Origin of the sequence: Acetobacter papayae JCM 25143 (assembly GCF_000613285.1) — a bacterium.
Taxonomy (GTDB): Bacteria; Pseudomonadota; Alphaproteobacteria; order Acetobacterales; family Acetobacteraceae; genus Acetobacter; species Acetobacter papayae.
The window spans coordinates 58,801-81,116 of the sequence record NZ_BAIN01000006.1 but is presented as its reverse complement, the minus strand read 5'-3'; the positions used below and the strand labels follow the sequence as shown (position 1 = coordinate 81,116).

Here is a 22,316-nt window from a genome sequence, read left to right as displayed (position 1 = left end):
ACGTGAGTAATGGCGCGACCCGTGACAGGCAGCCGCGTGCGGAAGCATTTCTGTTTGCATGACGATAATCCACAAACCGATTGCAGGCCGATACCGCCGCCGCAAGAACAGGCGTACGGATACAGGCCGCAGAAGCAGCAAATGGCGGGACGCAGACGAACACACACAATGCGTGCCGAACCGAGGTCTCGTTACAATGAATGTGGGCGTAGGCCCCGCCGGTTTATCGCTGCGCTATCAGGCGTTCCGGCATAGCGGCCTATAAACCACTACGCAGGTCTGTGGACAGGGCGGGGCAAGGGCTGAATATCTGATCATTGGTTTTTCTTTTTCTTATTATTGTTCAATGATTTCTGCCGTGCCCTGTCCATGCAGAGCATCGTGCAGTTTTTTGTCATCCAGCGCGTTTTCCCAGCGCGAGATCACAATTGCGGCGACCGCGTTGCCGATCAGGTTGGTCAGAGACCGGCATTCGGACATAAAGCGGTCGATACCCAGAATAAGGGCCATGCCACCAACAGGCACGCTGGGCACGACGGAAAGCGTTGCGGCCAGAGTAATGAACCCGGCTCCCGTTACCCCGGCAGCGCCCTTGGAGCTGACCATGGCGACAAGCAGCAGGGCAATCTGTTCGCTGAAAGACAGGTGAATATCCGTTGCCTGTGCAATGAACAGGGCTGACAGGGTCATGTAGATATTCGTGCCATCAAGGTTGAAGGAGTAGCCCATCGGCACCACAAGCCCGACAATACCCTGGTTGCAGCCCGCCTGTTCAAGCTTGGCGATAAGCCGGGTAGGGCGGATTCAGACGAACTCGTGCCCAGCACGATCAGCAGTTCTTCCTTGATGAAAACCAGCAGGCGGATAATGCTGAAACCAGCCAGACGCGCGACCAGCCCCAGCACAAGACCGACAAACAGAATGGCGGTGAGGTAAAACGCCAGAACAAGGCCGATCAGGTGCAAAACGGTGCCAATACCGAACTTACCGATCGTGAAAGCCATGGCCCCGAAAGCCCCTACCGGGGCGAGATACATGACCAGCCGCACTACGCCAAAAATCATTTCCGTCAGGCTGCGGAACAGGTTCAGCACGCTTTCCCCCGCCGTGCCCATACGGGCAAGGCTGATGCCGAACAGAATGGCCACCAACAACACCTGCAGGATTTCACCCGATGTAAAGGCCCCTGCGGTGGTGGGGGGGATAATCTGGAGCAGAAAATCCGAGAAGCTGTGATGCTCCTGTGCGGCGGCAATAAACTGGCTGACCGAATGCGTATCCAGACTATCAGCCCGAATATGCATCCCCGCACCGGGCCGCACGACATTGGCCACAACCATGCCAATCACAAGTGCGAGTGTTGAAAAAAACAGGAAGTAGAGCATCGCCTTGCCCGCGATCCGGCCGGTCTGCTTCAGGTCCGCCATACCGGCAATGCCGGTGCACACGGTCAGAAAAATAACCGGCGCGATCACCATCTTGATCAGCTTGACGAAGCCATCTCCAAGCGGCTTGAGCGACGCGCCGAAAGACGGAAACAGAACGCCAACAACAACACCGGCAATAACCGCGATGATGACCTGAAGATAAAGAAAACGCTGATGAGACCCGGCGAGGGGCGAAGGGGAAGGAAGCACTCTGCTACTCTTTCTGTTTTTGTTTTTAGCGACGTATGTGCTTCTGGAATTTCCTTGTTATAGCGGAAACCGTGCCCAGAGTTCCGCAAGTTAACCTGTATTTACCCTCTTTGCAAAGAGGCGGACTGCTTTAACCGTTCTGCGCCATACGCAATTCTACGGATACGCGACACTGGGAAAGGGATTGAACCGGCAGGTTTTTTGCGCCATCGTCATAATCACATCATAGCAACAGACAGTGCGGAAACGGGAAAAAACAGGTGAGCAGCCTCCAGCGCGCGCAGGGACGCTTCGGCCTGACCGTCCAGAACAAAGAAGGCCGGACGCGTTGTGCTGATCTGGCGCAGGGGGGGTGCTGCCGCCTGCTGTTTCCACGTGTAGCCCGTACGGGGCTGGAAGCCGTCACGGTCAATATTTCGGGCGGCATTGTCGCAGGTGACCGGATCGACGGGCACATACACTGCCGCGCAGGGACCGAACTGGTCGTAACCTCTCAGGCGGCGGAACGGATCTACCGGGCACGGCCGGGTGAGCAGGCTGCGTGTATCAATGTGTCATGCACAATCGAACCCGATGCCACGCTGGAATGGCTGCCCCACGGGACCATTTTTTTCGACCACAGCCACCTTGAACGGCGGATGAACGTTGAAATGGCCGGGTCATCACGGTTTCTCTACCTTGAAAACAGGATTTTTGGCCGCTCTGCCTCTGGCGAAGTGCTCAAACAGCTCAACCTGCGTGACACCCTATCGATCAGGCGGGAGGGCCGCCCACTGCTGGAAGACCGTCTGGCAATCGAAGGTGACGATATGGCCACGTTTTTTGGCCGGGCTGCGGTAGCCGCCGGGCAGATGGCAGTGGCGACCCTCGTTTTGGTAGCGCCCGAGGCCGAAGCACAACTGGCGGAGATACGCGCCCTATGTTGTCAGTATGATGCCGTTGATCTGGCAGCCTCGGCCTGGAACGGTATGCTGGTGGTGCGAGGGCTGGCAACCAGTAGCTGGCGGCTTGAGCAGGCCTGCCATAGTCTTGTGGCGCATCTGCGCGCCGAAAAAGCTGCGCCTGTGACCTGGCGCACATAAATCAATTTCATCAGGGAACAAGGACCGGACAGGACGATGAATCTGCTCCCGCGCGAGAAAGACAAGCTGCTTATCGCCATGGCGGCCGTGGTGGCGCGTCGCAGGCTGGAACGAGGGGTTCTGCTGAACTACCCTGAGGCCGTGGCGCTGATTACGGATCATGTAGTGGAAGGTGCGCGTGATGGGCGCAGCGTGGCTGAGCTGATGGAAAGTGGTGGGCATGTGCTCACGCGCGCTCAGGTTATGCGTGGCGTGCCGGAAATGATCCATGATGTTCAGGTGGAAGCAACCTTTCCCGATGGCACAAAGCTGGTGACAGTCCATGACCCGATACGATGATCCGCTGCCCCCCGGTGCCGTGCCGGGAGAATTTCTCGTGGGCGAGGGCGATATCGCCCTCAATGAAGGCCAGCCCCGCATGGTGGTGTCCGTAACCAATACGGGAGACAGGCCCGTGCAGGTGGGGAGCCATTATCACTTCGCGGAGGTCAATCCCGCACTGGTGTTCGACCGCCTGCGCACACGGGGCTGGCGGCTGGACGTGCCATCCGGCGGGGCCCTGCGGTTTGAACCGGGGCAGGAGCGTGAGGTGACACTCGTGCCCCTGCGTGGCAAGCGGCGGGTGATCGGGTTCCGTGGGGAAGTCATGGGGAGACTGGGAGCATGACACGTCTTTCGCGTTTCGAATACGCAGCCCAGTTTGGCCCCACCGTGGGTGACCGGGTGCGTCTGGCCGATACGGCCCTGCTGGTCGAGGTGGAGAAAGACTACACCATCTACGGCGAGGAAGTACGCTTTGGCGGCGGCAAGACCATCCGTGACGGCATGGGCCAGTCACAGGTCTCGCGGGCCGAAGGAGCGGCTGATACGGTTATCACCAACGCGCTGATTATTGACTACTGGGGCATTGTCAAAGCCGATGTAGCCCTGCGTGACGGGCGCATTGCGGCCATTGGCAAGGCAGGCAATCCAGATATCCAGCCCGGTGTCGATATTATCGTGGGGCCGGGGACCGAAATCATTGCCGGGGAAGGTAAAATCCTAACCGCGGGCGGGGTGGACAGCCATATCCATTTCATCTGCCCCCAGCAGGTTGAAGAAGCTCTGGCCTCGGGTATCACCACCATGGTGGGCGGCGGCACCGGCCCGGCTACGGGCACGGCAGCCACAACCTGCACGCCCGGCCCGTGGCATCTGTCACGCATGATTCAAGCGGCGGAAGATTTCCCCGTCAATCTGGCCTTTGCGGGCAAAGGCAATGCCTCCCGCCCCGAGGCGCTGGAGGAAATGGTGCGGGCTGGGGCGTCATGCCTGAAACTGCATGAAGACTGGGGATCAACCCCCGCCGCCATCAACTGCTGTCTTGACGTGGCTGACCGTATGGACGTGCAGGTTATGATCCATACCGACACGCTCAATGAAAGCGGCTTTGTGGAAGACACCATAGCCGCGTTTGAAGGCCGCACCATCCACGCCTTCCATACCGAAGGGGCAGGGGGCGGGCACGCGCCTGATATCATCCGTGTGGCGGGGTTGCCCAACGTGCTGCCGTCTTCCACCAACCCGACACGGCCGTATACCCGCAACACACTCGACGAACATCTGGACATGCTGATGGTCTGCCACCATCTCGATGCTCGCGTGCCCGAAGATATTGCCTTTGCGGAAAGTCGTATCCGCCGCGAGACCATTGCGGCCGAGGATATTTTTCACGACATGGGTGCCCTGTCGATGATGTCTTCCGACAGTCAGGCCATGGGCCGTGTGGGCGAGGTGCCGCTACGCACATGGCAGACCGCCCACAAGATGAAAGTGCAGCGTGGCGCACTGCCGGGTGATGGCGAAGCGGACAACAACCGCGTTAAGCGCTATATTGCCAAATACACCATCAACCCCGCTATCGCCCATGGTTTGGCGCATGAAGTGGGGTCGGTTGAAGCGGGCAAGCTGGCTGATCTGGTCTTGTGGACCCCGGCCTTTTTTGGCGTCAAACCCGATATGATCATCAAGGGTGGGGCTATTGCCTACGCCATGATGGGAGACCCCAACGCCTCCATTCCCACGCCCCAGCCGGTTTATGGGCGGATGATGTTCGGGGCATATGGCGGTGCCCGCCTGCACACGAGCCTGACCTTTGTTTCCAAGGCAGCGCTTGAAAACAACATTGCACGCTCTCTGGGGCTGCGCAGGCCGCTGTCGGCCGTGTGCAATACGCGCGGGGGCATTGGCAAGCGCAGCATGATCCACAATAGCGCCACACCACATATCGAAGTGGATTCCGAAACCTATGAAGTTCGGGCCGATGGCGTGCTGCTCACCTGCGAGGCGGCGGACGTTCTACCATGGCCCAGAGGTATTTCCTGTTCTGATGCGTTATATTGTCGATATTCTGGCTGCGGGAAGCTGGAGCAAGGAATCAGCGGTGGATAGCTTCACCGCTGATTATGAAGGACGGCACCGCAGGCGCGCGAGCCTTGCCCTGCAATCTGGCGAGCGGGTCATGCTGGAACTGGAGCACCCGCGCCTGCTGCGTGAGGGAGATGGCCTGAAGCTTGATGATGGACGCCTGATTTGCGTGCATGCCTTGCCAGAGCAATTGATGGAAATCACGGCCCATACGCCGTTGCATCTTCTGCAACTGGCTTGGCATATCGGCAACCGCCATCTGCCCGCAGCCATAGAAGCCGGGCGTATTCTGGTGCGTGAAGACCATGTTATTGCTGAAATGCTCCGTGGATTAGGGGCGCATGTGCACCACATAGAAGCGGCGTTCGACCCCGAAGGTGGGGCCTATGCCCAGCGCCATCATGACCATGGGCACTAAGGCGGCCCCTGATCCGCTTACACAGCCCGAGAGCATGGTAGAAAGCAACGGCAACGGGCAGGATTTCCTGTGCCTGCTTTCATGGGTTTCTCCAGCATTTCCAACCGGCGGCTTTGCCTACAGCCATGCGCTGGAATGGGCAGTGGAAACGGGAGACATCACGGCACTCGATAGCCTAGTGGACTGGATCAGCGCTTTGCTGGCTTATGGCAGTTTGCGGGTGGATATGATTTTCGTCCGTCATGCCTGGCTGGCTGGGCAGGATATACGGCAATTGGAAGAAATTGCCGCATATGCCTGCGCCTGTACCTCCTCACGTGAGCGGTATGAGGAAACGGTTTATCAGGGCGAGGCTTTTCTCAAGGCCGCATCAGTATGGGATGACAGTCTTATGCTAGCGCGTAACCCTGCCACGCGCTGGCCGCTACCTGTTGCACAGGGGGCTGTTTTTCGCCGAGGTGGTGCGCATGCCCGGCAGGCGGTACAGGCTGCCGGGCACATGGCGGTCGCGGCTTTGGTCTCTGCCGCTGTCAGGCTTGTGCCGCTTGGCCAGACCGATGGCCTGCGCGCGCAGGCCCGGCTGGAAAAGGCCATACTGGAAGCGGCACGACAGACGGAACAATGTGGGCTGGATGATGTGGGCACGGCGTGTTTCCGCTCGGATCTAGCGGCCATGCACCACGAAACACAGGGAACGAGGCTTTTCAGAACATGACAAAAGCAAAATACGGCCCGCTACGGGTCGGCATTGGTGGGCCAGTAGGCACGGGCAAGACTGCGCTGATGGATGCGCTATGCCGCCATTTCCGGGCAGACTACAATATCGCAGCCATAACCAATGACATCTATACCCGCGAAGATGCTGAATTCCTGACCCGTGCTGGCTCCCTGCCGTCAGAGCGCATTATGGGGATTGAAACCGGTGGCTGCCCCCATACGGCTATCCGGGAGGATGCGAGCATCAATCTGGCCGGTGTTGCCGAGCTGACGGCGCGTTTTGAGGGGCTGGAGCTTATTCTGGTCGAAAGCGGGGGCGATAACCTAGCCGCTACCTTCAGCCCGGAACTGGCGGACCTGACCATTTACGTCATCGATGTTTCGGCTGGTGACAAAATTCCGCGCAAAGGCGGGCCGGGCATTACCCGCAGCGACCTACTGGTGATCAACAAGATCGATCTGGCCCCACATGTGGGGGCTGATCTGGCTGTTATGGACCGTGACAGCCGCCGCATGCGCGGCGAACGCCCCTTTGTGTTCACCAATATCCGCGCCGGTGAAGGCGTTGAGGCCATCGCCCGGTTTATTATCGAACAGGGTGGGCTGTAGCCACAGGACAGCCAGCTTTGCGACGGCCCTCTATATACTCCGCGCAGAGCTGGCGGAAACGCACCGCCCCAAAACTGGGGAAATGCCCCCCATGCACGATACTCACTGGCATTGTCTCAAGCTTTTCCAGCGTCGAGACATAGTCGGGCACAGAAGAATGATAGGTATCATCCAGTAGGGGGCCATCATACACCACATCACCCGAAAGCAGGGTGCCTGTTGCCTTCTCCCACAAGGCTATCCCACCCGGTGAGTGGCCGGGTGTGTGCAGAACTTCAAAAGCCCTGTTGCCCAGATCGATAACATCACCCTGTCCAAGCAGGCGCGAGGGCGTGACACCGGTAACCCTGTATTGCTGCGTGTTCCAACCCTGCGGGCAGGCGTCAAACATTTCCTCGTTTGCATAGAACGCTGCCAAGGTATGCTCGCCATCAGGGTTTTGCAGGATAGAGGCTTCTGCTCCATGGATTGCGCAGTGTTCAAACTCGTGATGGCAGCCGATATGGTCAAAATGGGCGTGACTTGCGACACAGAGCACAGGCCGTTCCGCCAGTAGGCTGACATGCCTGCGCAAAGGCACCGCACCCAGCCCGCTATCGAACAGCAGATCGTAATCCCGCCCGCGTACATGCCACATATTGCAGCGGAAAAAGGGCTTTATCCATGGCTCATGGATAAGCGTTATCCCATCGGCATAGGAAATGGTCTCATACCATCTGTCATGGGCAATGAAGCCTGCCATGGCATCCCCTTTCTGCGCTGCTGTTGAGCGGGAAGAACCTAGTTTTCCTGCGCGGGTACGATAGTAATATCTTCCATCAGGGCGTACGGGGTAATGATTTCGCCGCTGGCGGGCACCTGCCGTGCCGGGCTATGCAGCACAAAGCTCTGCCCGGTTTCAGAACGGGCGAAAACCCTGACATAATTACCCTGAAAAACAGTTTCGCATACAAGTGCCTGTCCCATGGCCTGTCCGTTTTGCGCAACAGTTCTGATGTTCTCAGGCCGGATAATCGCCACGGCCTTGTCGCCCGTGCGCCATATGCGCCCCTGCGTGTCGGCCGGGTTGTCGGTCAGGGCACCACTCATGGGGGCTGCCATGCCGCGCAGCAGGCCAATATCGGTTTCAAGCGTGATAACCTGACCATCCTGCGCGTGAATATGGCCTTCGATCTGGGTGCTTTCGCCCATGAACGTAGCCGCAAAGCGCGTTGCCGGGCGCATATACACGCGACGTGGTGGTCCCATGTCCTCAATGCGACCATGGCTCATGACAACAATCAGGTCTGCCAGCGCCATGGCTTCTTCCTGATCATGGGTCACATGCACGAATGTGCGGTTCATCTGGCGCTGGATACGGTGCAGTTCGTCCTGCATCTGGCGGCGCAGGGCCAGATCAAGCGCACCGAGTGGCTCATCCAGCAGCAGGATTTCGGGTTCCACCGCCAAAGCCCGTGCTAGAGCCACGCGCTGGCGTTGCCCGCCAGACAGGGCCTGAATGCTACGCTCACCATGCTGGCCGAGCCCTACGAGCTCAAGCATTTCCGCCACGCGGGTTTTGCGCGCATCTGCTTTCAACCCGCGCAGTTTCAGGCCGAATTCGATATTGGCCGCAACCGTCATATGCGGAAACAGCGCGTAATCCTGAAAGACGGTTGTTGTAGGCCTTTTTGCAGGCGGCAGGTCTGTCACGTCCTGCCCGCCAATGCGGATAATGCCCGAACTGGGCAGCGTAAAACCGCCAATAAGGGAAAGCAGTGTAGTTTTGCCGCTACCCGAAGGGCCAAGCAGCACAACATAACGGCCACGCTCCACATGCAGCGAGACGGTCTCCAGCGCGGTCTGCCCCGGATAGTGCTTGGAAACAGCCTCCACCGCCAGATGGGCCGTGGAGGAGGGAGAGGAATGCGAAACCGTCATTCAGGAACTCTTTTTTCGGAACATGAGATATTCCGCGCCCAGTGCAAGGGCGGCGGCACCGAAGAAAACCATGGAACCAATGGCATTGGTCTGCGGATTCAGCCCGCCACGCAGCAGCCCCCAGATGGCAACCGGCAGAGTGATGTCAAAGCGGCTGAGCAGGAACGCCGTCAGAAACTCGTCCCATGAAAGGGTAAAACAGAGGATGAAGGCAGCAATTAGGGCAGGGGCCATCATTGGCACGGTAATTTGCAACAACACACGCGGCAGGGATGCCCCAAGATCGCCCGCTGCCATTTCCATACGTACCTGCGCGGGGTTGAACTGGGCCGAGCAGATAGCAAAAGCCAGCGGCATGTTGATGACAACATGTGAAATGCACACCAGCCAGAGCGAGGGGGCAATATTCAGCCACGAGGCCATAACCAGCAGCCCCATACCCACAATCAGGTAGGAAACCGCCATGGGTAGCACCAGAATACCCCGCACCAGTGCTTGTCCACGAAAACGATAACGCGCCAGACCATAGGCCGCGAGAAACCCCAGCAGAACGGACAGAAAAGCAGAACCCGCGCCGACAAGAAAGGAATGCCCCATAGCGGAAAGCAGGCGGCCATTAGCTAAGGCCTGCCCATACCAATACAGCGTCGGCCCATGAAACGGAGGCACCGGCAGGCGGCCATCCTGAAAGGAAAACAGCACCAGAACCGCAACCGGTGCAAAAATGAAGCAGAAACAGGCCGCCATATAGGAAACCGTCAGTCCCTTGCAGGCCAGATTTCGCCACCCGTCAAAACTGCGTTTTTGCACAGCACTCATCGTCCGGGCTCCTCGGTTCTGAGAAACCGGTACAATGCCAGATAAGCCAGCGCCATAACGACCGTCAGAACCAGAGACATGGCAGAGGCCATTGGCAGATCAAGGTGTTTTTGTATCTGCATCATTACGGTCTGAGGCAGGACAATGGCGCGCATGCCGCCCAGTATCTGCGGGGTAACATAATCCCCGATACACAGAACAATAGTCAGAAAGGCCCCCACGGCAATACCGGGTATGCTCAGCGGGAGCGTGACACTCAGGAATGTGCGCAGGGCAGACGCCCCCAGATCACGCGCAGCCAGTGCCAGACGCGGATTGATCTGCACAAGAGAGGCATAAATCGTGAGTGTATCAAGCATAATGAAAAAATGCACAAACCCGATTTCGGTGGCGACAGTGCTGTATGCGAGCCTGAGCGGCGTGTGGATAAGCCTGTTGCCAGCAGCACCGCATTGAGTGGCCCGGTAGGCGCCAGCACCAGCAACCATGCGTAGGATCGCACGACATAGGATGTCCAGAACGGCAGCACCGCAAAAGTGAGCGCAAGACGCTGCAAACGTGCTGAACGCAGCGAGGCAATGGAATACGCCAGCGGGTAGGCCAGCGCGAGACTGGCCAGCGTGACAATAGCTGTCAGGGTCAGGGAATTGAAAAGAGCATCCGTATAGGCTTTTTCAGTAAAAACCTGAACGAAATTGCCAATCCCGTATTGTCCTGTTGTACTGTCTCGCAGGCTCACCGCGACCATGGCCAGCAGAGGAGCGGCAAAAAATGCCACCAGCACAACAGGGCAGGGGAGGCAAACAGGAGGCCCGGAAGGCTCTCCCGTCGTGACAGGCTGCGCATTTTATTCATTCTGCATAACTTCGGTCCAGAGTTTCTGGAGCGTCTTGTCAAAGGCGGGCGTAAGCTGCGGATATGTTGCCGTGCGCGCTATATAGGCGGGCTGCTGTGCCCATTGCAGAATGGTTTTATCCGCCTCACTCAGCACGGCTTTGCGGTTGGCTGGCATACCCCAGTAGCAGCTTGACGTTGCCAGCTTGGCCTGCGCTTCAGGAGTGAGAATGTATTTGGCAAAAGCCGTTGCCAGATCCTTGTGGCCAGAAGAGGCAAAAACGGCGATGCCCTGCTGCCAGCGTATGCCACCCTGTTTGGGCACAAGATAGGCCAGATCGGGCCGGTCCTTATGCATGCCGGCTGTCACCCATTCGCCGCCGCCAACCAAAATATCAACCTGCCCGGTAGCAAGCGCCTGCTGGGTGGTGGTGATATCACCTACAAGGGCAGCATTATGCCGCAGGGCCGCCAGTTTATCGCGTAGAGCAGGCAGGTCCGCATCGGTCAGATGTTCAGGGTCCTTGCCCAGTGCCTGAGCGGCATAGGCGATAATGGGCACATAATAGTCGTAAATGGCGATGCGGTCTTTATATTCGGCACTCCATGGCACCTGAATATCGGCAAGAGCCTGCGCCTTGATATGCGCAGAATCATAGGCCACCGCGTTGTAGCCGAATTTTTCCGGCACGGAATACATCTTGCCTTTGACAACATTCAACGCGGGGCTACTAACCCCTTCAAACAGGTCCGCCATGGGGAAGTCAGCCGGATCCAGCGCTGACAGCAGCCCCATATCGGCTAGTCGGCCGGTATCGGTTTCATCAAGCACCAGCACGTCCCAGTCTCCGGGGTGAGACTGCTGGATAACGGCCAGTGCTGCTCCGGTGCTGTCGATATCCTTGTAATGAACCTTGACGTTATGGGCTTTTTCAAACGGCTCAAGCAGGGCTGGGTCTTCATGGTCGCACCATGTCAGAACATTCAGGGCACCTGTTTCAGCCCGTGCGGAGGCTCCCCAGCCGGAGAGAAACGTACAGGCAACAAGAAGGGGCAGGCCGATACGGTAACGGGTCATGATGCAGGCTCTCCGTTCGGAATGATATCGATACAATGGCGGGCGTTTGACACGGTGTTTCAGCTTGGCAGGAGGTGCCCCGGTCGAAGCTGATACAACGATAAGCGCGGAACGGCATTTTTTTGAATGCTCTTCTTGCGATCTTTGCATCGAGCTTTATGAATGTTTTATCAGCACAGGGCATTACGGCAACATCAGCATTCCTGATCACGCCTGTTTTCGATGGAAAAACAAGAAAAAATCCTGTGATACCATAGGTTTTGTTTCCACTCCTTCATCACTTTCTCACAGCAAGAACACCATGCTATAGGAGGGCATAGGCCAGATCGTTTCGGGGGTGCCAGATTATGCGGATATTTACATTGATTTCTATCAAAGCGGCCTGAACCATGCTCGGCACATTGAGTGACCTCGATCTGAGGCTGATCCGGGTTTTTCTGGCGATTGTAGATGCAGGGGGCATTTCCGTAGCGCAGGGCAGCCTGAATGTCGGGCAGTCCACCATCAGCACACAGCTTGCCACCCTCGAAACCCGGCTGGGGTTCCGGCTGTGTGAGAGAGGCCGCGGTGGTTTCAGGCTCACAGCCAAAGGCCTACGTTTTGCGGAGCTTGCTCGCACCCTTGTCGGAGCGGTGGAAGATTTCAGCATGCAGGCCCGCAATATGGACCGCAAGCTGGTGGGCGCGCTCAGGATTGGCATGATCGGGCATACGCCATTCAGCGAAAACAGCCGGATAAGCCATGCCATTGCGCGCTTTCGCCAGCGTGATGAAGCGGTACGCCTGTTTATCAAAGTCTGTTCTCCCAGCGCCATGGAAGAGCAGCTCCTGAGCGGTGAGCTGGATATTGCAATCGGGTATTTCTGGCACAGAACTGCCAGCCTGCACTTTACCCCGTTGTTTCTGGAGCGGCAGGTAGCCTATTGCGGCCAGCAGCACCCCCTGTTCGCGCAGGTGGGAGAAATCTCAACACCGCAGGCCTGGGATTACGACTGGGCATGGCGCAGTTACCCCTTGCCAGAAACCGTTTTTCCCACCCAGCCACGCCATATCACGGCCGTTGCCGACAACATGGAGGCTCTAGCCATGCTGGTGCTGTCCGGGCACCATCTGGCCTTTCTGCCCCAGCATTTTGCCTTGCCTTATTGCCGACAGGGCCTGATGGCCGCCCTGAACATGCAGGCATTGCAATACGAAGTCACATTCCACGTGGTGACACGCCAGCGCCAGCATGTCAGTGAAATTGCGCGGGCCTTTCTGGCTGATCTGGCGGCAGTCCATCTCGATATGCCCGAAGGCTACAGGCTGAAGGTCTGGGCTGAAACGTATCGTGCCTGCCTGAGCGACAGGCCGATATGTCAATGAACATCAAACTGAACGTTCTGACTAACCGATTTTTCCAATCCGGCATCTATGGTCTATTCGCCCATCCCATTCTGGAACGCGCCATGCTCCGGCCTGACAAGGAAAAATCCCATGAGCACCGAAAAACTTGATGCCCTGCGTAAAAAATATGGTGGTGCCGCTGGCGAGACGGTGCATACGCCTGAATTCCGTGCTGTAGCGGAAGGTCAGTTTTCCGCCGGGGCCAGCCGTGCCAAACCCTATTCCGGCGTACCAACCTTTATGGGCTTGCCTTACCAGCCTACCGTAACCCCCGATACGTTGGCAGAACTGGATGTAGCCGTCGTGGGCGTACCCATGGATCTGGGAGTGACCAACCGCTCAGGTGCACGCTTTGGCCCACGGGCGGTACGCGAAATGGAGCGCATTGGCCCGTATAACCATGTAATGCACCGCCAGCCTGCGGCCTTGTGCCGGGCTGCGGATATCGGGGATGTGCCGTTTCGTAGCCGTTTCAGCCTTGAGCAGTCTCATGAAGATATTCAGGCCTTTTATCATGTGTTGGCCAAAGCCGGTGTGATCCCGCTTTCTGTCGGGGGCGATCACTCCATCAGCTACTCCATTCTGAAAGCACTGGGAGCAGAGCGGCCCGTGGGCATGGTGCATTTTGATGCCCATTGCGATACCGGCGGCAATTACGAAGGGGCGAAATTCCATCATGGTGGACCGTTCCGCCATGCGGTGCTGGAAGGCGTTCTGGACCCCACACGCTGCGTGCAGATCGGTATCCGTGGGGCTTCGGAGTATCTTTGGGAGTTCTCCAAGGATTCCGGCATGACCGTTATCCATGGTGAGGAGGTGCCGCATCTGGGCGCGCCCGCCATTATCGAGACAGTCAGGCGCGTGGTGGGCGATGGGCCCGTTTACGTCACATTCGACGTGGATTGTCTGGACCCGGCATTTGCTCCGGGCACTGGCACACCCGAAATTGGCGGGCTGACCACGCGCGAGGCCCTCGAAATCCTGCGCGGGCTGGATGGGCTGAATGTAGTGGGTGGTGATGTTGTGGAGGTTGCTCCTCAATACGATTCAACCACCAACACCGCCCATGCCGCAGCCAGATCCTGTTCGAGATTTTCTGCCTGACCGCAGGGCGGATCGCGGCAGGTCAGACAGGCAAAGCATAACAGGAGCAGCCCAACCTGTTGGAGACAAGGCCACAAAACCATAATATTTTGTTGGAAATCATGGTGCCGCTACAAGCTTTTTGTTAGAATTTGCCCGGATTTGCATAAAACTGCGAAAAAAGGCCCGGCACCATGTCTCTCAAACGCCAGAACGCGATCATGCAGCCGTACGGGCCAGAGGCAGTTGCAGTATTACCGATCTGGCAACCGAGCTTGATGTGTCCACAGAAACCATCCGGCGCAATATTCCCCCTTTGCTGGCCATGGGGGTGCTGACACGCTTTCATGGTGGGGTCATGGTGCCTGAAGGGCGGGAGGAACCTCCTTTCCAACGGCGTATGCATATCAACTATCTGGCCAAAAAAGCCGTAGCTGAAAGTGTGCGCGCCCATATTCGCGATGGTGACAGCCTCATTCTTGATAACGGCACAACATCAGCCTACGTGGCCGAGGCCCTTCTGAACCATTCCAACCTGACTGTCATTACGCATTCCGTGCAGATCGCCTACCGGCTGGCGGCCCGCAATGGTAACCGCGTTTTCATGGCAGGGGGCGAATTATCGGGGGAAGACGGAACAGCCACAGGCCCGTCGGTTATCAGCTTTATCCAGCAGTTTCAGGTCCGCTACGCCATTCTGTCCGTTGCAGGGATTAGCCTTGATGGAGAGTTTGGCAATTTCCACCTGTTTGAGGCGGATTTTGCTCAGGCAGCACTACAGCAGGCGCAGGAAACATGGATTATCGCGGATGAAAGCAAATTCCGGCGCGAGGCTCCAGTCAAAGTCTGCCAGCTTGGCGCGGTGGACGCCATTGTAACCAGCGCTCCCCCACCCGAACCCTTCACGGCGCGTTGCGCGGAGGAAGGGGTGAAGATCATCATACCCGAAAAAGAAGGGGCTACAGCCTCCCGCCAAGAAAACTGACCCCTTTGGGACAGCCAAAGTTATTCAGGCATTCAGAGTGTCCAATGCGCGGGCATGCAGCGCAGGGGTTGCCGCAGCAACGACTTGCCCGGTCGAATGCAGCCCCAGAGGCTGCCCCTGCCAGTCCGTAATGATACCGCCAGCATTCTGCACCACAGGCACCAGAGCCAAGTAATCATATGGCTGAAGAGAGGCCTCAACCACCAGATCACAAAAGCCTGAAGCCAAAAGACCGTAAATATAGCAGTCTCCGCCATAACGCCTGACCGCAGCCTGCCGGCTCAGGCTATTATAGCGCTCAAGATCCGCCGCGGAAAAACAGTCGGGAGAGGTCGTATAAACCCGCGCATTTTCAAGGGACTGACAGGCACTGACAGAAACCCTGTGTTCCTGTCCGTCCTGAGCAAAGAAAGTCTGCCCTGAATATGCGCTCCACCGTTCTCCCGTGGCGGGAATTTCTATCACGCCCAGAGTGGGAAGCCTGTCACGGGTAAACGCAATCAAAGCCCCGAAAAGCGGAAATCCGGTCATGAAACTCTTAGTGCCGTCAATAGGGTCGAGCGCCCACAGATTACGGCTATCCCCGCTCAGGCCTTCTTCCTCACCCAAAATGGCATGTTCAGGAAAACGCTCCAGCAGTATGGCGCGCAGTGCGGCTTCTATCGCCCTGTCCGCGACCGTAACCGGGCTATCATCTGCCTTGCGGTCATAGGCTGTGACCTGACGAAAATGCGTGCGCGCCAGCGCACGGGCGGTATTTGCCAGTTCCATGGCGCAGGATGCAATGCTGGCAATATCCGGCTGGGTCATGATCTGGGGTCCGCCTGCTGTTTTGTGTGCGATATCCGCCGAGTAAAGCCACATAAAAACAATAAATACAACAAAAAACGAGGCTATATGTTGTTTTGCGCGCATTGAGCTTTAAGCGCCATAATGGAGCAGGAAAAGAATTGCCGTTTTCTCCGCTTCCTGCCATGCAGACGCCATGACGACGCATACACCCACTACAGAAACAAAACCCGAGGACTTTGAAATCTTTCTGGCGACCGCGCCGGGTTTTGAAGACACACTCTGTGATGAGGTTCGGCTCAAGGGCTTCAAACGCCCCAGAGCCGTGCCGGGCGGTGTTGTATTGCGCGGCGGCTGGCCGGAAGTCTGGCGGGCCAATCTGTGGGTGCGGGGCGCAAGCCGCGTTCTGGCGCGTATCGATACGTTCCGGGTTGTGCATCTTGCCCAGCTTGACCATCTGGCCAGGCGCACCCCATGGGCATCCCTGCTGCGGCCAGAGATACCCTTTCGTGTTGAGGCCCATTGCGCTGCATCACGCATCTACCATGCGGGCGCTGCCGCCGAGCGGATCAGCCGCGCCATAACCGAAACACTGGGTGCTCCCTGCCAGCGAGATGCCGCATTGGTTATCCGTGCCCGCATTGAGCGGGACGAATGCACCCTGAGCATCGACACATCGGGTGAACTGCTCCACCGGCGCGGTTACAAGCAGGCCGTGAACCGCGCCCCCCTGCGCGAAACCATGGCAGCCCTTTTCCTGCGCCAGTGCGGTTATGATGGAACAGAACCGGTCGTCGATCCCATGTGCGGCTCAGGCACATTTATCATTGAGGCCGCTGAAATCGCCGCCCGGCTTAACCCCGGCCGTGGGCGGCATTTCGCCTTTGAAGAGCTTGCCACGTTCGATGCACAGGCATGGGAGCGCATGCGCAGCGTTAATAGCCAGCGCGTGCGTCCGTCCGGTTTTATGGCAGCGACCGCGATGCAGGAGCCGCTGCCATGAGCATGGCCAATGCCACGCGGGCAGGGGTGGAGCCTTATGTCACGTTTGAAACCGCGCCAATCAGTGCACTCTCGCCCCCCGAAGGCCAAAAGCTGGTGATCTGCAACCCACCCTATGGCACCAGACTGGGAGACCCACGCAGCCTTGTGCCGCTTTATCGGGCTTTCGGACAGGTTTTGCGCGAACGGTTCAGCGGCTGGCGTGCAGCTTTTGTTACCGCAGCACCTGACCTTGCACGGGAAACCGGGCTGCCATTTCTACCCATGCGTGCGCCAGTGCCCCATGGTGGGCTACGCGTATCGCTGTTTCAGACAGGGCCGCTGCCGTAACGTCTTGCTGGCTCGTTCAGTCTACCAGACAAGATCAGGCAAGGGGCTTTTGGCTCCGGCAAGATAGCAGTTATCCTGCCCCTGATTATCTGCCGCATATAAGCGCGCGGGGCGACCGGGACCAGAAAAATCCATCTGTTCGGTTTCTTCCAGCAATCCCTGTTGGAGAACCAGACGCCTGAAGTTCTGTTTGTGCATGGGGCGGCCTGCCAGCGCCTCCATGGCCTGTTGCAAATGCAGCAACGTAAAATACCGCGGCAGAAGATCAAACACGATCGATGTATAGCGGATTTTGGCGCGGATGCGTGAGAGGGCGGTTGCCAGAACATGGCGGTAGTCATGCTGCATGGAAAGTCCGGTAACCCGTTCTGGCTCAGCCTGTGTGCAGGATTCTGGTATCAGGCCAACCTCCCACAAGAGTTCGTAGCGAGAGAGGGCCAGTTCATCATTCCATGCGTGACCCGCCAGCCCGAATGTTATGGCGCAGCGCTGCTGCCGGGCAGGGTCCTGAGCAGCCCAGCGCTTCAGCCTTCCAGAAGGGGAGCAATCAGCGCGGCATGAGCTGGGTTTCTGCGGTCTTCCCACGGGAAATAGGTATAAAATGACACCAGTGGGTCCGCTGGTTGAGCCTCTATATCAAGCAGCGCGGCTGTGTGTGGGCGGTGATCCCCCTCCAGCCTTTCAGCCGTAGGAGGCAGGCAGGTCATATAGGAAATCCGCACCCGGCGGTGCCCATCGCCCAAATGGGTGTCAGCAAAAGTGTAAAGCTGCTCCGTATGACCGGGCTGGATACCGGTTTGTTGGCGCACCCATTCTCGCAAACTTTTCTGGAGCGATAACTGGCCCGGCATGAGCGGGCCAGAAGGCAGAATAGCGCCATTATTGAGCGTAAAGACATGGGGTGCACCCCGTTCCAGACACACCAGAACGGCCACCAGTTCCGTCTCGCAAAGGGCCGGAGTCTGCATATGAATGCGTTTTCCCCTCACCGATACCGATCAAAGGTTCGTGTAGCAGCCAGCGGGGCATATGCAAGCGCAAAAATAGGAAAAGCTCAGTCTATATCCAGACCGATATCGAGCGCCTTCACACTATGCGTCAGCCACCCCAGAGACAGGATATCAACGCCTGTATCCGCAATTTCCGGCGCATTGGCGGGCGTAATTCCGCCCGAAGCCTCAGCAATGGCACGGCCGCCAATCATACTGACAGCCGTGCGGAGTGTCGCTGGCGGCATATTGTCCAGTAGATAGGCATCGGCCACATTGCAAGTCAGTGCCGCTTCAAGCTGCTCCAGTGTATCCACTTCCAGCTCTATACTGACCAGATGCCCCGCATGCGCGCGAGCGGCCCGCAAGGCATGGACGACATCCCCACCGGCGAGCGCCAGATGATTGTCCTTGATAAGGATGGCGTCATCCAGCCTGAAACGGTGGTTGGAACCACCCCCAGCCCGCACGGCATATTTCTGCACGGCCCGTAACCCCGGCAGGGTTTTACGTGTGCAGCACACGCGTGCTTTCGTTGCGGCGATAACGGTCACGACCTGACTGGTAATGCTGGCAATGCCGCTCAGATGCGAAAGCAGGTTAAGGGCAGTACGCTCGCCAGCCAGCACGGTTTCGGCCCCGGCATCCACTGTGGCCAACACATCGCCCGGTTTTATGGCCGCGCCATCCTGCATGTGAGGAATAAAGCTGCTGTGCGGGGCCAGCAGGGCAAAAGCCAGCCTCGCTCCTTCCAGCCCTGCCAGCACACCATGCTCGCGCGCGCGGAATGTTGCTTTCAGCCTTTGGCCCGGCTGCAGTAGGGCCTGCGTGGTGACATCACCCGCCGTGCCCAGATCTTCCAGCAAGGCCGTGCGGATCACACCCTCCCATAATGGCAAGGGAAGCGGGGGAAGAAACATGGCAGGTTATCCGTTTCAGTGAACGTGTCAGACTGCGAGCATCCGCTCCACAGCCCGCCGGGCATTCGCCGCGATGTCCTGTGGAATGTTCACCTGTGTCTGCATGGTTTCAAGGGCACGGCGGATGGTGGGCAGGGTGATGCGCTTCATGTGAGCGCATAGATTGCACGGCCGCACAAATTCGGTTTCGGGAAAATCGACCGAAAGATTGTCACTCATGGAGCATTCCGTCACCAGCAGGATTTTTTCGGGGCTATGCTCTGATGTATTGTGACATCTGGGCGGTGGACCCTGCGCAATCCGCCTCAGCCAGCACCGGGGGCGGGCACTCCGGGTGCGCCATGACCGTAACACCGGGATGCAGCCTACGGTACTGCCGGATTTCCTGCGGGGTAAAGCGCTCATGCACCTCGCAATGGGCTGGCCATGTAATCATCTCAATCCCTGTTTCAGCCTCGATATTCCGGGCCAGAAATTCGTCAGGGATCATGATCACGCGCGGCACACCGAGGCTTTCCACCACCTTACGGGCATTGCCGGATGTGCAGCAGACATCACTCTGCGCTTTAACGGCAGCGGAACTGTTTACATAGGTAACAACCGGCACACCGGGGTTTGCCTGTTTGAGTGCCAGCACATCGGCTTCCGTAATACCTTCCGCGAGAGAGCACCCGGCGGCTGCATCTGGAATCAGCACGATTTTATCCGGGTTCAGCAGCTTGGCGGTTTCCGCCATGAAGTGCACCCCGGCAATGACAATGATATCGGCCTCAACATCCTGCGCGGCACGGGCCAGCGCCAGACTGTCGCCACGAATATCAGCAACGCAATGGAAGATTTCCGGGGTCTGGTAATTATGCGCGAGAATAACGGCGTTATGCTGTTTTTTGAGGCGCTGAATGACCTCAATATCCTCAGCATAAAGCTGCTCCCACTGATCCCGGCGCATAATACGCGAAACCGGCCTGTACAGAGCATCGCGGCTGTCGGAAAGGAGTGTTGTCACCACGGTGATCCTTGTCTGACCATATTGCTCAGTTTGAGTATAACAGGGTCAGGCGTACCGCAACAGCTTTATGCACACATTCTCGTGCCTGCCGTATCCGCGGGGGCTTAGCTAAATCGTGACATCGTGCAGTTCATGGCGTTCGGAGGCGCGTTTGAGCATGGCTGGCAAGATCTGACGCAGTTTTCTGATACTGGGCTGGCGCTGGTATTTTTCATAAGCAGCTGCATCATGCCAGCGCCCCAGAAGAATGAAATTATCCGGTCGACCACCAACATGGAAAAGGTCGTACGCTTCGGTGTGCCGATCAGCCGCACGATGGGAATGACATCATGGAAAGCGGCAATAAAAGCCGCGCGCTCCTGCGGGCGGACCTGAAACCTGACCACAAGGGTCTGGGCATCCTCGGTCGTTTCAAGCGGGCTGCCATTATACGCTGGGGTGTCAGGTACATCTGACAGGTGGAGGCTGAGCGCTTCGCCTGAGAGCGTGCTTTGCTCAAGGGTTGCCAGCGCCTGCTGGGTATCGGTTTTCATGAAATCAGCCAGGTCGGGCAGACTGTCCCAGCTTTCGAATAGATACAGCGTGGCGGGGCTTTCGGTATCCATAAAAACGCTGAAAGCCTGATTGCCGGGATGCGCGCGTGCAACACGTGCATTTTCCTTCATGACCGGCAGGAACTCCGTCAGCTCTGGCGGTTTAACAGGCAGAACAGTGACGATTCTGACAGGCGTTTCTCTAGCTGCGGCATGCCCGATGGCGGGTATTGCGGCGCATGCGGCCATGGTCGCCAAAGCCTGACGACGTGTCATTGCGGCAACAGGTCTGGGCATTAAGCGGCCTTTCAACAAACGGACATGAAAAATTAAGGCGCAGCATAGCCTGATGCCGGGATGCGGGGGAGAGGGCTCGGTCTGCTCTGGGCTGAATTTTGCTTGACCCCCGAATGTTTTAACACTTAAGTTAATTCCGTAAATTAACACTTACATTAGAAATGTAACTATGAATACCGCAGCAAACACACACGAGGCAGGGGGCAGATAGCGACGCTGGCACGCACAGCGCGCGGCTGGCTGGCTTTGTCCGTGGCGTGTGGCGCTGTGTCGGCGGCCTGTCTGGTGGGGCAGTTTGTAGTGCTGGCCCATGTAGTGGATGATACGGTTTTCCACGCCCGGACTTTTTGGGCCGAGCGCGGCCTACTGGGGCTGTTCATCGCGTGTCTGTTCGGGTGTGTGAGCGCCCGGTTTGCATCCGACATGGCGGGTACTGAAGCCGGGTTGCAGGTTGTGGCGTCCATGCGCACCACATTACTGCAGCATCTGACCAAGGCCGGGCCGGTAGCCAGCCTGCGCCTGCCTGCGGGACAAATTCTAACCGTAATGGACGACGGCGTGGAGGCGCTTGAGCCCTTTTTTGCCCGTTATGTGCCCAGCGCCGCCATGATGGTCGTTCTGCCGCTGCTCATTCTGGCGGTCGTATGCGGTGTGGATGGCTGGAGCTTTGTCATTCTGGCCTGCACGGGCCCTCTGGTGCCGGTATGCATGGTCTTTGTCGGATACAGCGCACAAAAAGCCATGGACCGGCAGTGGGGCCACCTGAGCACGCTGGCAGGCAGTTTTCTTGATGCACTCCGGGGCCTTAAAACCCTACGACTGTTCGGGCGGACTGCGGGAAGCCTTGAGAGAATAGGCGAACTGGCGGATGCCCACCGGCGCGCCACGTTGTCGGTCATGAAAATCGCTTTTCTGACATCGGCCTCGCTGGAATTTTTTGCCTCTCTGTCCATTGCGCTGGTTGCGGTTGTGTTCGGTAGCCGCCTGCTGGCGGGCACGGTGGAGTTTCGCAGTGCCTTTCTTGTGCTGTTGCTGGCACCGGAATATTTCGCACCGCTGCGTAATTTCTCTGCCAGCTATCATGCCCGGCAGAACGCCATGGCAGCCCTTGAGCAGATTGCCCGTGTGCAGGCTTTGCCTGAACTGGCTCAAGGGGTGGAATGCCCCACAAACCATGAGCCCGACAGTCAGGTTGCAACCCTTGTGTGTGCGCATGTCAGCGCCGCATATGACACGACTGACATCGTCCTGCGGGATGTAAGCTGCACGTTCAGCCATGGCCAGTTGAGTGTTCTGTCCGGTGCCAGCGGGACCGGCAAAAGCACGCTGCTCTCCGTCATTCTCGGTCTGCTCCCACCCATGGCAGGGAATATGCGTGCGCTGGATGTTCATGGCCAGAGCGTGCCGCGCGGCAGCATACGCATGGCTTATGTGCCGCAAAGGCCGCAGCTTGTTTATGGTTCCGTGGCGGACA

The 22,316-nt window shown here is 57.8% G+C and carries 20 protein-coding genes and 5 pseudogenes; 12 read left to right on the top strand and 13 right to left on the bottom strand.

Annotated elements, in window-relative coordinates; translation table 11 throughout:
• Window positions 1-336 precede the first annotated feature (336 nt).
• A pseudogene (gene dctA / locus JCM25143_RS16395) lies at window positions 337-1,637 on the bottom strand (C4-dicarboxylate transporter DctA).
• A 260-nt stretch (window positions 1,638-1,897) separates the two neighbouring features.
• On the opposite strand from dctA, the gene JCM25143_RS03140 reads away from it, so the two are divergent.
• The 7 genes and pseudogenes from JCM25143_RS03140 (at window position 1,898) to ureG (ending at window position 6,869) form a co-directional block, all read left to right on the top strand.
• The gene (locus JCM25143_RS03140; RefSeq protein ID WP_025859993.1) at window positions 1,898-2,719 is read left to right on the top strand and encodes an urease accessory protein UreD; all 822 of its coding nucleotides are present in this window, start codon (window positions 1,898-1,900) and stop codon (window positions 2,717-2,719) included.
• 36 nt (window positions 2,720-2,755) lie between these two features.
• Window positions 2,756-3,058 carry an urease subunit gamma gene (locus JCM25143_RS03135; RefSeq protein ID WP_025859992.1) on the top strand — a complete coding sequence of 101 codons (303 nt, stop codon included), beginning with the start codon at window positions 2,756-2,758 and terminating at the stop codon, window positions 3,056-3,058.
• Window positions 3,042-3,386 carry an urease subunit beta gene (locus JCM25143_RS03130; protein ID WP_035370385.1) on the top strand — a complete coding sequence of 115 codons (345 nt, stop codon included), beginning with the start codon at window positions 3,042-3,044 and terminating at the stop codon, window positions 3,384-3,386. Before JCM25143_RS03135 ends, JCM25143_RS03130 begins: the two co-directional genes overlap by 17 nt.
• Window positions 3,383-5,088, top strand: a pseudogene (gene ureC / locus JCM25143_RS16390) (urease subunit alpha). The gene JCM25143_RS03130 and the pseudogene ureC overlap by 4 nt, the downstream one beginning before the upstream one ends.
• Complete coding sequence (locus JCM25143_RS03120; RefSeq protein ID WP_025859990.1) at window positions 5,088-5,543, top strand: urease accessory protein UreE; 456 nt, start codon at window positions 5,088-5,090, stop codon at window positions 5,541-5,543. The pseudogene ureC and the gene JCM25143_RS03120 overlap by 1 nt, the downstream one beginning before the upstream one ends.
• A 34-nt stretch (window positions 5,544-5,577) precedes the next feature.
• Window positions 5,578-6,258 (top strand): urease accessory protein UreF, encoded by a 681-nt coding sequence (locus tag JCM25143_RS03115; protein WP_051542817.1) that lies wholly within the window; start codon window positions 5,578-5,580, stop codon window positions 6,256-6,258.
• Window positions 6,255-6,869, top strand: coding sequence for an urease accessory protein UreG (gene ureG / locus JCM25143_RS03110; RefSeq protein WP_025859988.1), 615 nt, complete (start codon window positions 6,255-6,257; stop codon window positions 6,867-6,869). Before JCM25143_RS03115 ends, ureG begins: the two co-directional genes overlap by 4 nt.
• Here ureG and JCM25143_RS03105 read toward each other — a convergent pair.
• The 6 genes from JCM25143_RS03105 to JCM25143_RS03085 all read right to left on the bottom strand — a co-directional run bounded on the left by JCM25143_RS03105 (window position 6,847) and on the right by JCM25143_RS03085 (window position 11,520).
• Window positions 6,847-7,611: an MBL fold metallo-hydrolase gene (locus JCM25143_RS03105; protein ID WP_025859987.1), complete on the bottom strand. Its 765-nt coding sequence runs from the start codon at window positions 7,609-7,611 to the stop codon at window positions 6,847-6,849. The two genes, ureG and JCM25143_RS03105, sit on opposite strands and share 23 nt — an antisense overlap.
• Window positions 7,612-7,649: 38 nt before the next feature.
• Window positions 7,650-8,789: an ABC transporter ATP-binding protein gene (locus JCM25143_RS03100; protein WP_025859986.1), complete on the bottom strand. Its 1,140-nt coding sequence runs from the start codon at window positions 8,787-8,789 to the stop codon at window positions 7,650-7,652.
• Entirely contained in the window at window positions 8,790-9,608 is an 819-nt protein-coding gene (locus JCM25143_RS03095) for an ABC transporter permease (protein WP_025859985.1), read from the bottom strand. It abuts the gene before it with no gap.
• Entirely contained in the window at window positions 9,605-9,934 is a 330-nt protein-coding gene (locus JCM25143_RS22645) for an ABC transporter permease (protein WP_199897816.1), read from the bottom strand. The genes JCM25143_RS03095 and JCM25143_RS22645 overlap by 4 nt, the downstream gene beginning before the upstream one ends.
• Window positions 9,865-10,392, bottom strand: a complete 528-nt coding sequence (locus tag JCM25143_RS22640) for an ABC transporter permease (RefSeq protein WP_199897815.1) — start codon at window positions 10,390-10,392, stop codon at window positions 9,865-9,867. The genes JCM25143_RS22645 and JCM25143_RS22640 overlap by 70 nt, the downstream gene beginning before the upstream one ends.
• Before the next feature lie 63 nt (window positions 10,393-10,455).
• Window positions 10,456-11,520 (bottom strand): ABC transporter substrate-binding protein, encoded by a 1,065-nt coding sequence (locus JCM25143_RS03085; RefSeq protein WP_025859984.1) that lies wholly within the window; start codon window positions 11,518-11,520, stop codon window positions 10,456-10,458.
• A gap of 389 nt (window positions 11,521-11,909) precedes the next feature.
• On the opposite strand from JCM25143_RS03085, the gene JCM25143_RS03080 reads away from it, so the two are divergent.
• The 3 genes from JCM25143_RS03080 to JCM25143_RS16375 all read left to right on the top strand — a co-directional run bounded on the left by JCM25143_RS03080 (window position 11,910) and on the right by JCM25143_RS16375 (window position 14,973).
• Window positions 11,910-12,884, top strand: coding sequence for a LysR family transcriptional regulator (locus JCM25143_RS03080; protein ID WP_025859983.1), 975 nt, complete (start codon window positions 11,910-11,912; stop codon window positions 12,882-12,884).
• 111 nt (window positions 12,885-12,995) lie between these two features.
• Window positions 12,996-14,009, top strand: a complete 1,014-nt coding sequence (speB, locus tag JCM25143_RS16380) for an agmatinase (RefSeq protein ID WP_408735020.1) — start codon at window positions 12,996-12,998, stop codon at window positions 14,007-14,009.
• Window positions 14,010-14,130: 121 nt separating this feature from the next.
• Entirely contained in the window at window positions 14,131-14,973 is an 843-nt protein-coding gene (locus JCM25143_RS16375; RefSeq protein ID WP_051542804.1) for a DeoR/GlpR family DNA-binding transcription regulator, read from the top strand.
• 24 nt (window positions 14,974-14,997) lie between these two features.
• Here the strand turns inward: JCM25143_RS16375 and JCM25143_RS03060 are convergent, their stop codons facing one another.
• On the bottom strand, window positions 14,998-15,783 hold the full coding sequence (locus JCM25143_RS03060; RefSeq protein WP_025859982.1) for an inositol monophosphatase family protein: 786 nt from the start codon (window positions 15,781-15,783) through the stop codon (window positions 14,998-15,000).
• A gap of 175 nt (window positions 15,784-15,958) precedes the next feature.
• On the opposite strand from JCM25143_RS03060, the pseudogene JCM25143_RS16370 reads away from it, so the two are divergent.
• Window positions 15,959-17,094, top strand: a pseudogene (locus tag JCM25143_RS16370) (THUMP domain-containing class I SAM-dependent RNA methyltransferase).
• A 21-nt stretch (window positions 17,095-17,115) separates the two neighbouring features.
• Here the strand turns inward: JCM25143_RS16370 and JCM25143_RS23290 are convergent.
• The 5 genes and pseudogenes from JCM25143_RS23290 to JCM25143_RS03035 all read right to left on the bottom strand — a co-directional run bounded on the left by JCM25143_RS23290 (window position 17,116) and on the right by JCM25143_RS03035 (window position 20,794).
• Window positions 17,116-17,679, bottom strand: coding sequence for an NUDIX hydrolase (locus JCM25143_RS23290; RefSeq protein ID WP_234394908.1), 564 nt, complete (start codon window positions 17,677-17,679; stop codon window positions 17,116-17,118).
• Entirely contained in the window at window positions 17,619-18,062 is a 444-nt protein-coding gene (locus JCM25143_RS23285; RefSeq protein ID WP_234394907.1) for a hypothetical protein, read from the bottom strand. The genes JCM25143_RS23290 and JCM25143_RS23285 overlap by 61 nt, the downstream gene beginning before the upstream one ends.
• An 86-nt stretch (window positions 18,063-18,148) precedes the next feature.
• Entirely contained in the window at window positions 18,149-19,003 is an 855-nt protein-coding gene (nadC, locus tag JCM25143_RS03045; protein WP_025859981.1) for a carboxylating nicotinate-nucleotide diphosphorylase, read from the bottom strand.
• A 27-nt stretch (window positions 19,004-19,030) separates the two neighbouring features.
• Window positions 19,031-19,952, bottom strand: a pseudogene (nadA, locus tag JCM25143_RS16360) (quinolinate synthase NadA).
• A 164-nt stretch (window positions 19,953-20,116) separates the two neighbouring features.
• Window positions 20,117-20,794: a putative quinol monooxygenase gene (locus JCM25143_RS03035; protein ID WP_025859980.1), complete on the bottom strand. Its 678-nt coding sequence runs from the start codon at window positions 20,792-20,794 to the stop codon at window positions 20,117-20,119.
• Window positions 20,795-21,094: 300 nt separating this feature from the next.
• Here JCM25143_RS03035 and JCM25143_RS16355 point away from each other — a divergent pair.
• Window positions 21,095-22,300, top strand: a pseudogene (locus JCM25143_RS16355) (ABC transporter ATP-binding protein/permease); the annotation flags it as partial.
• Window positions 22,301-22,316: the final 16 nt, after the last annotated feature.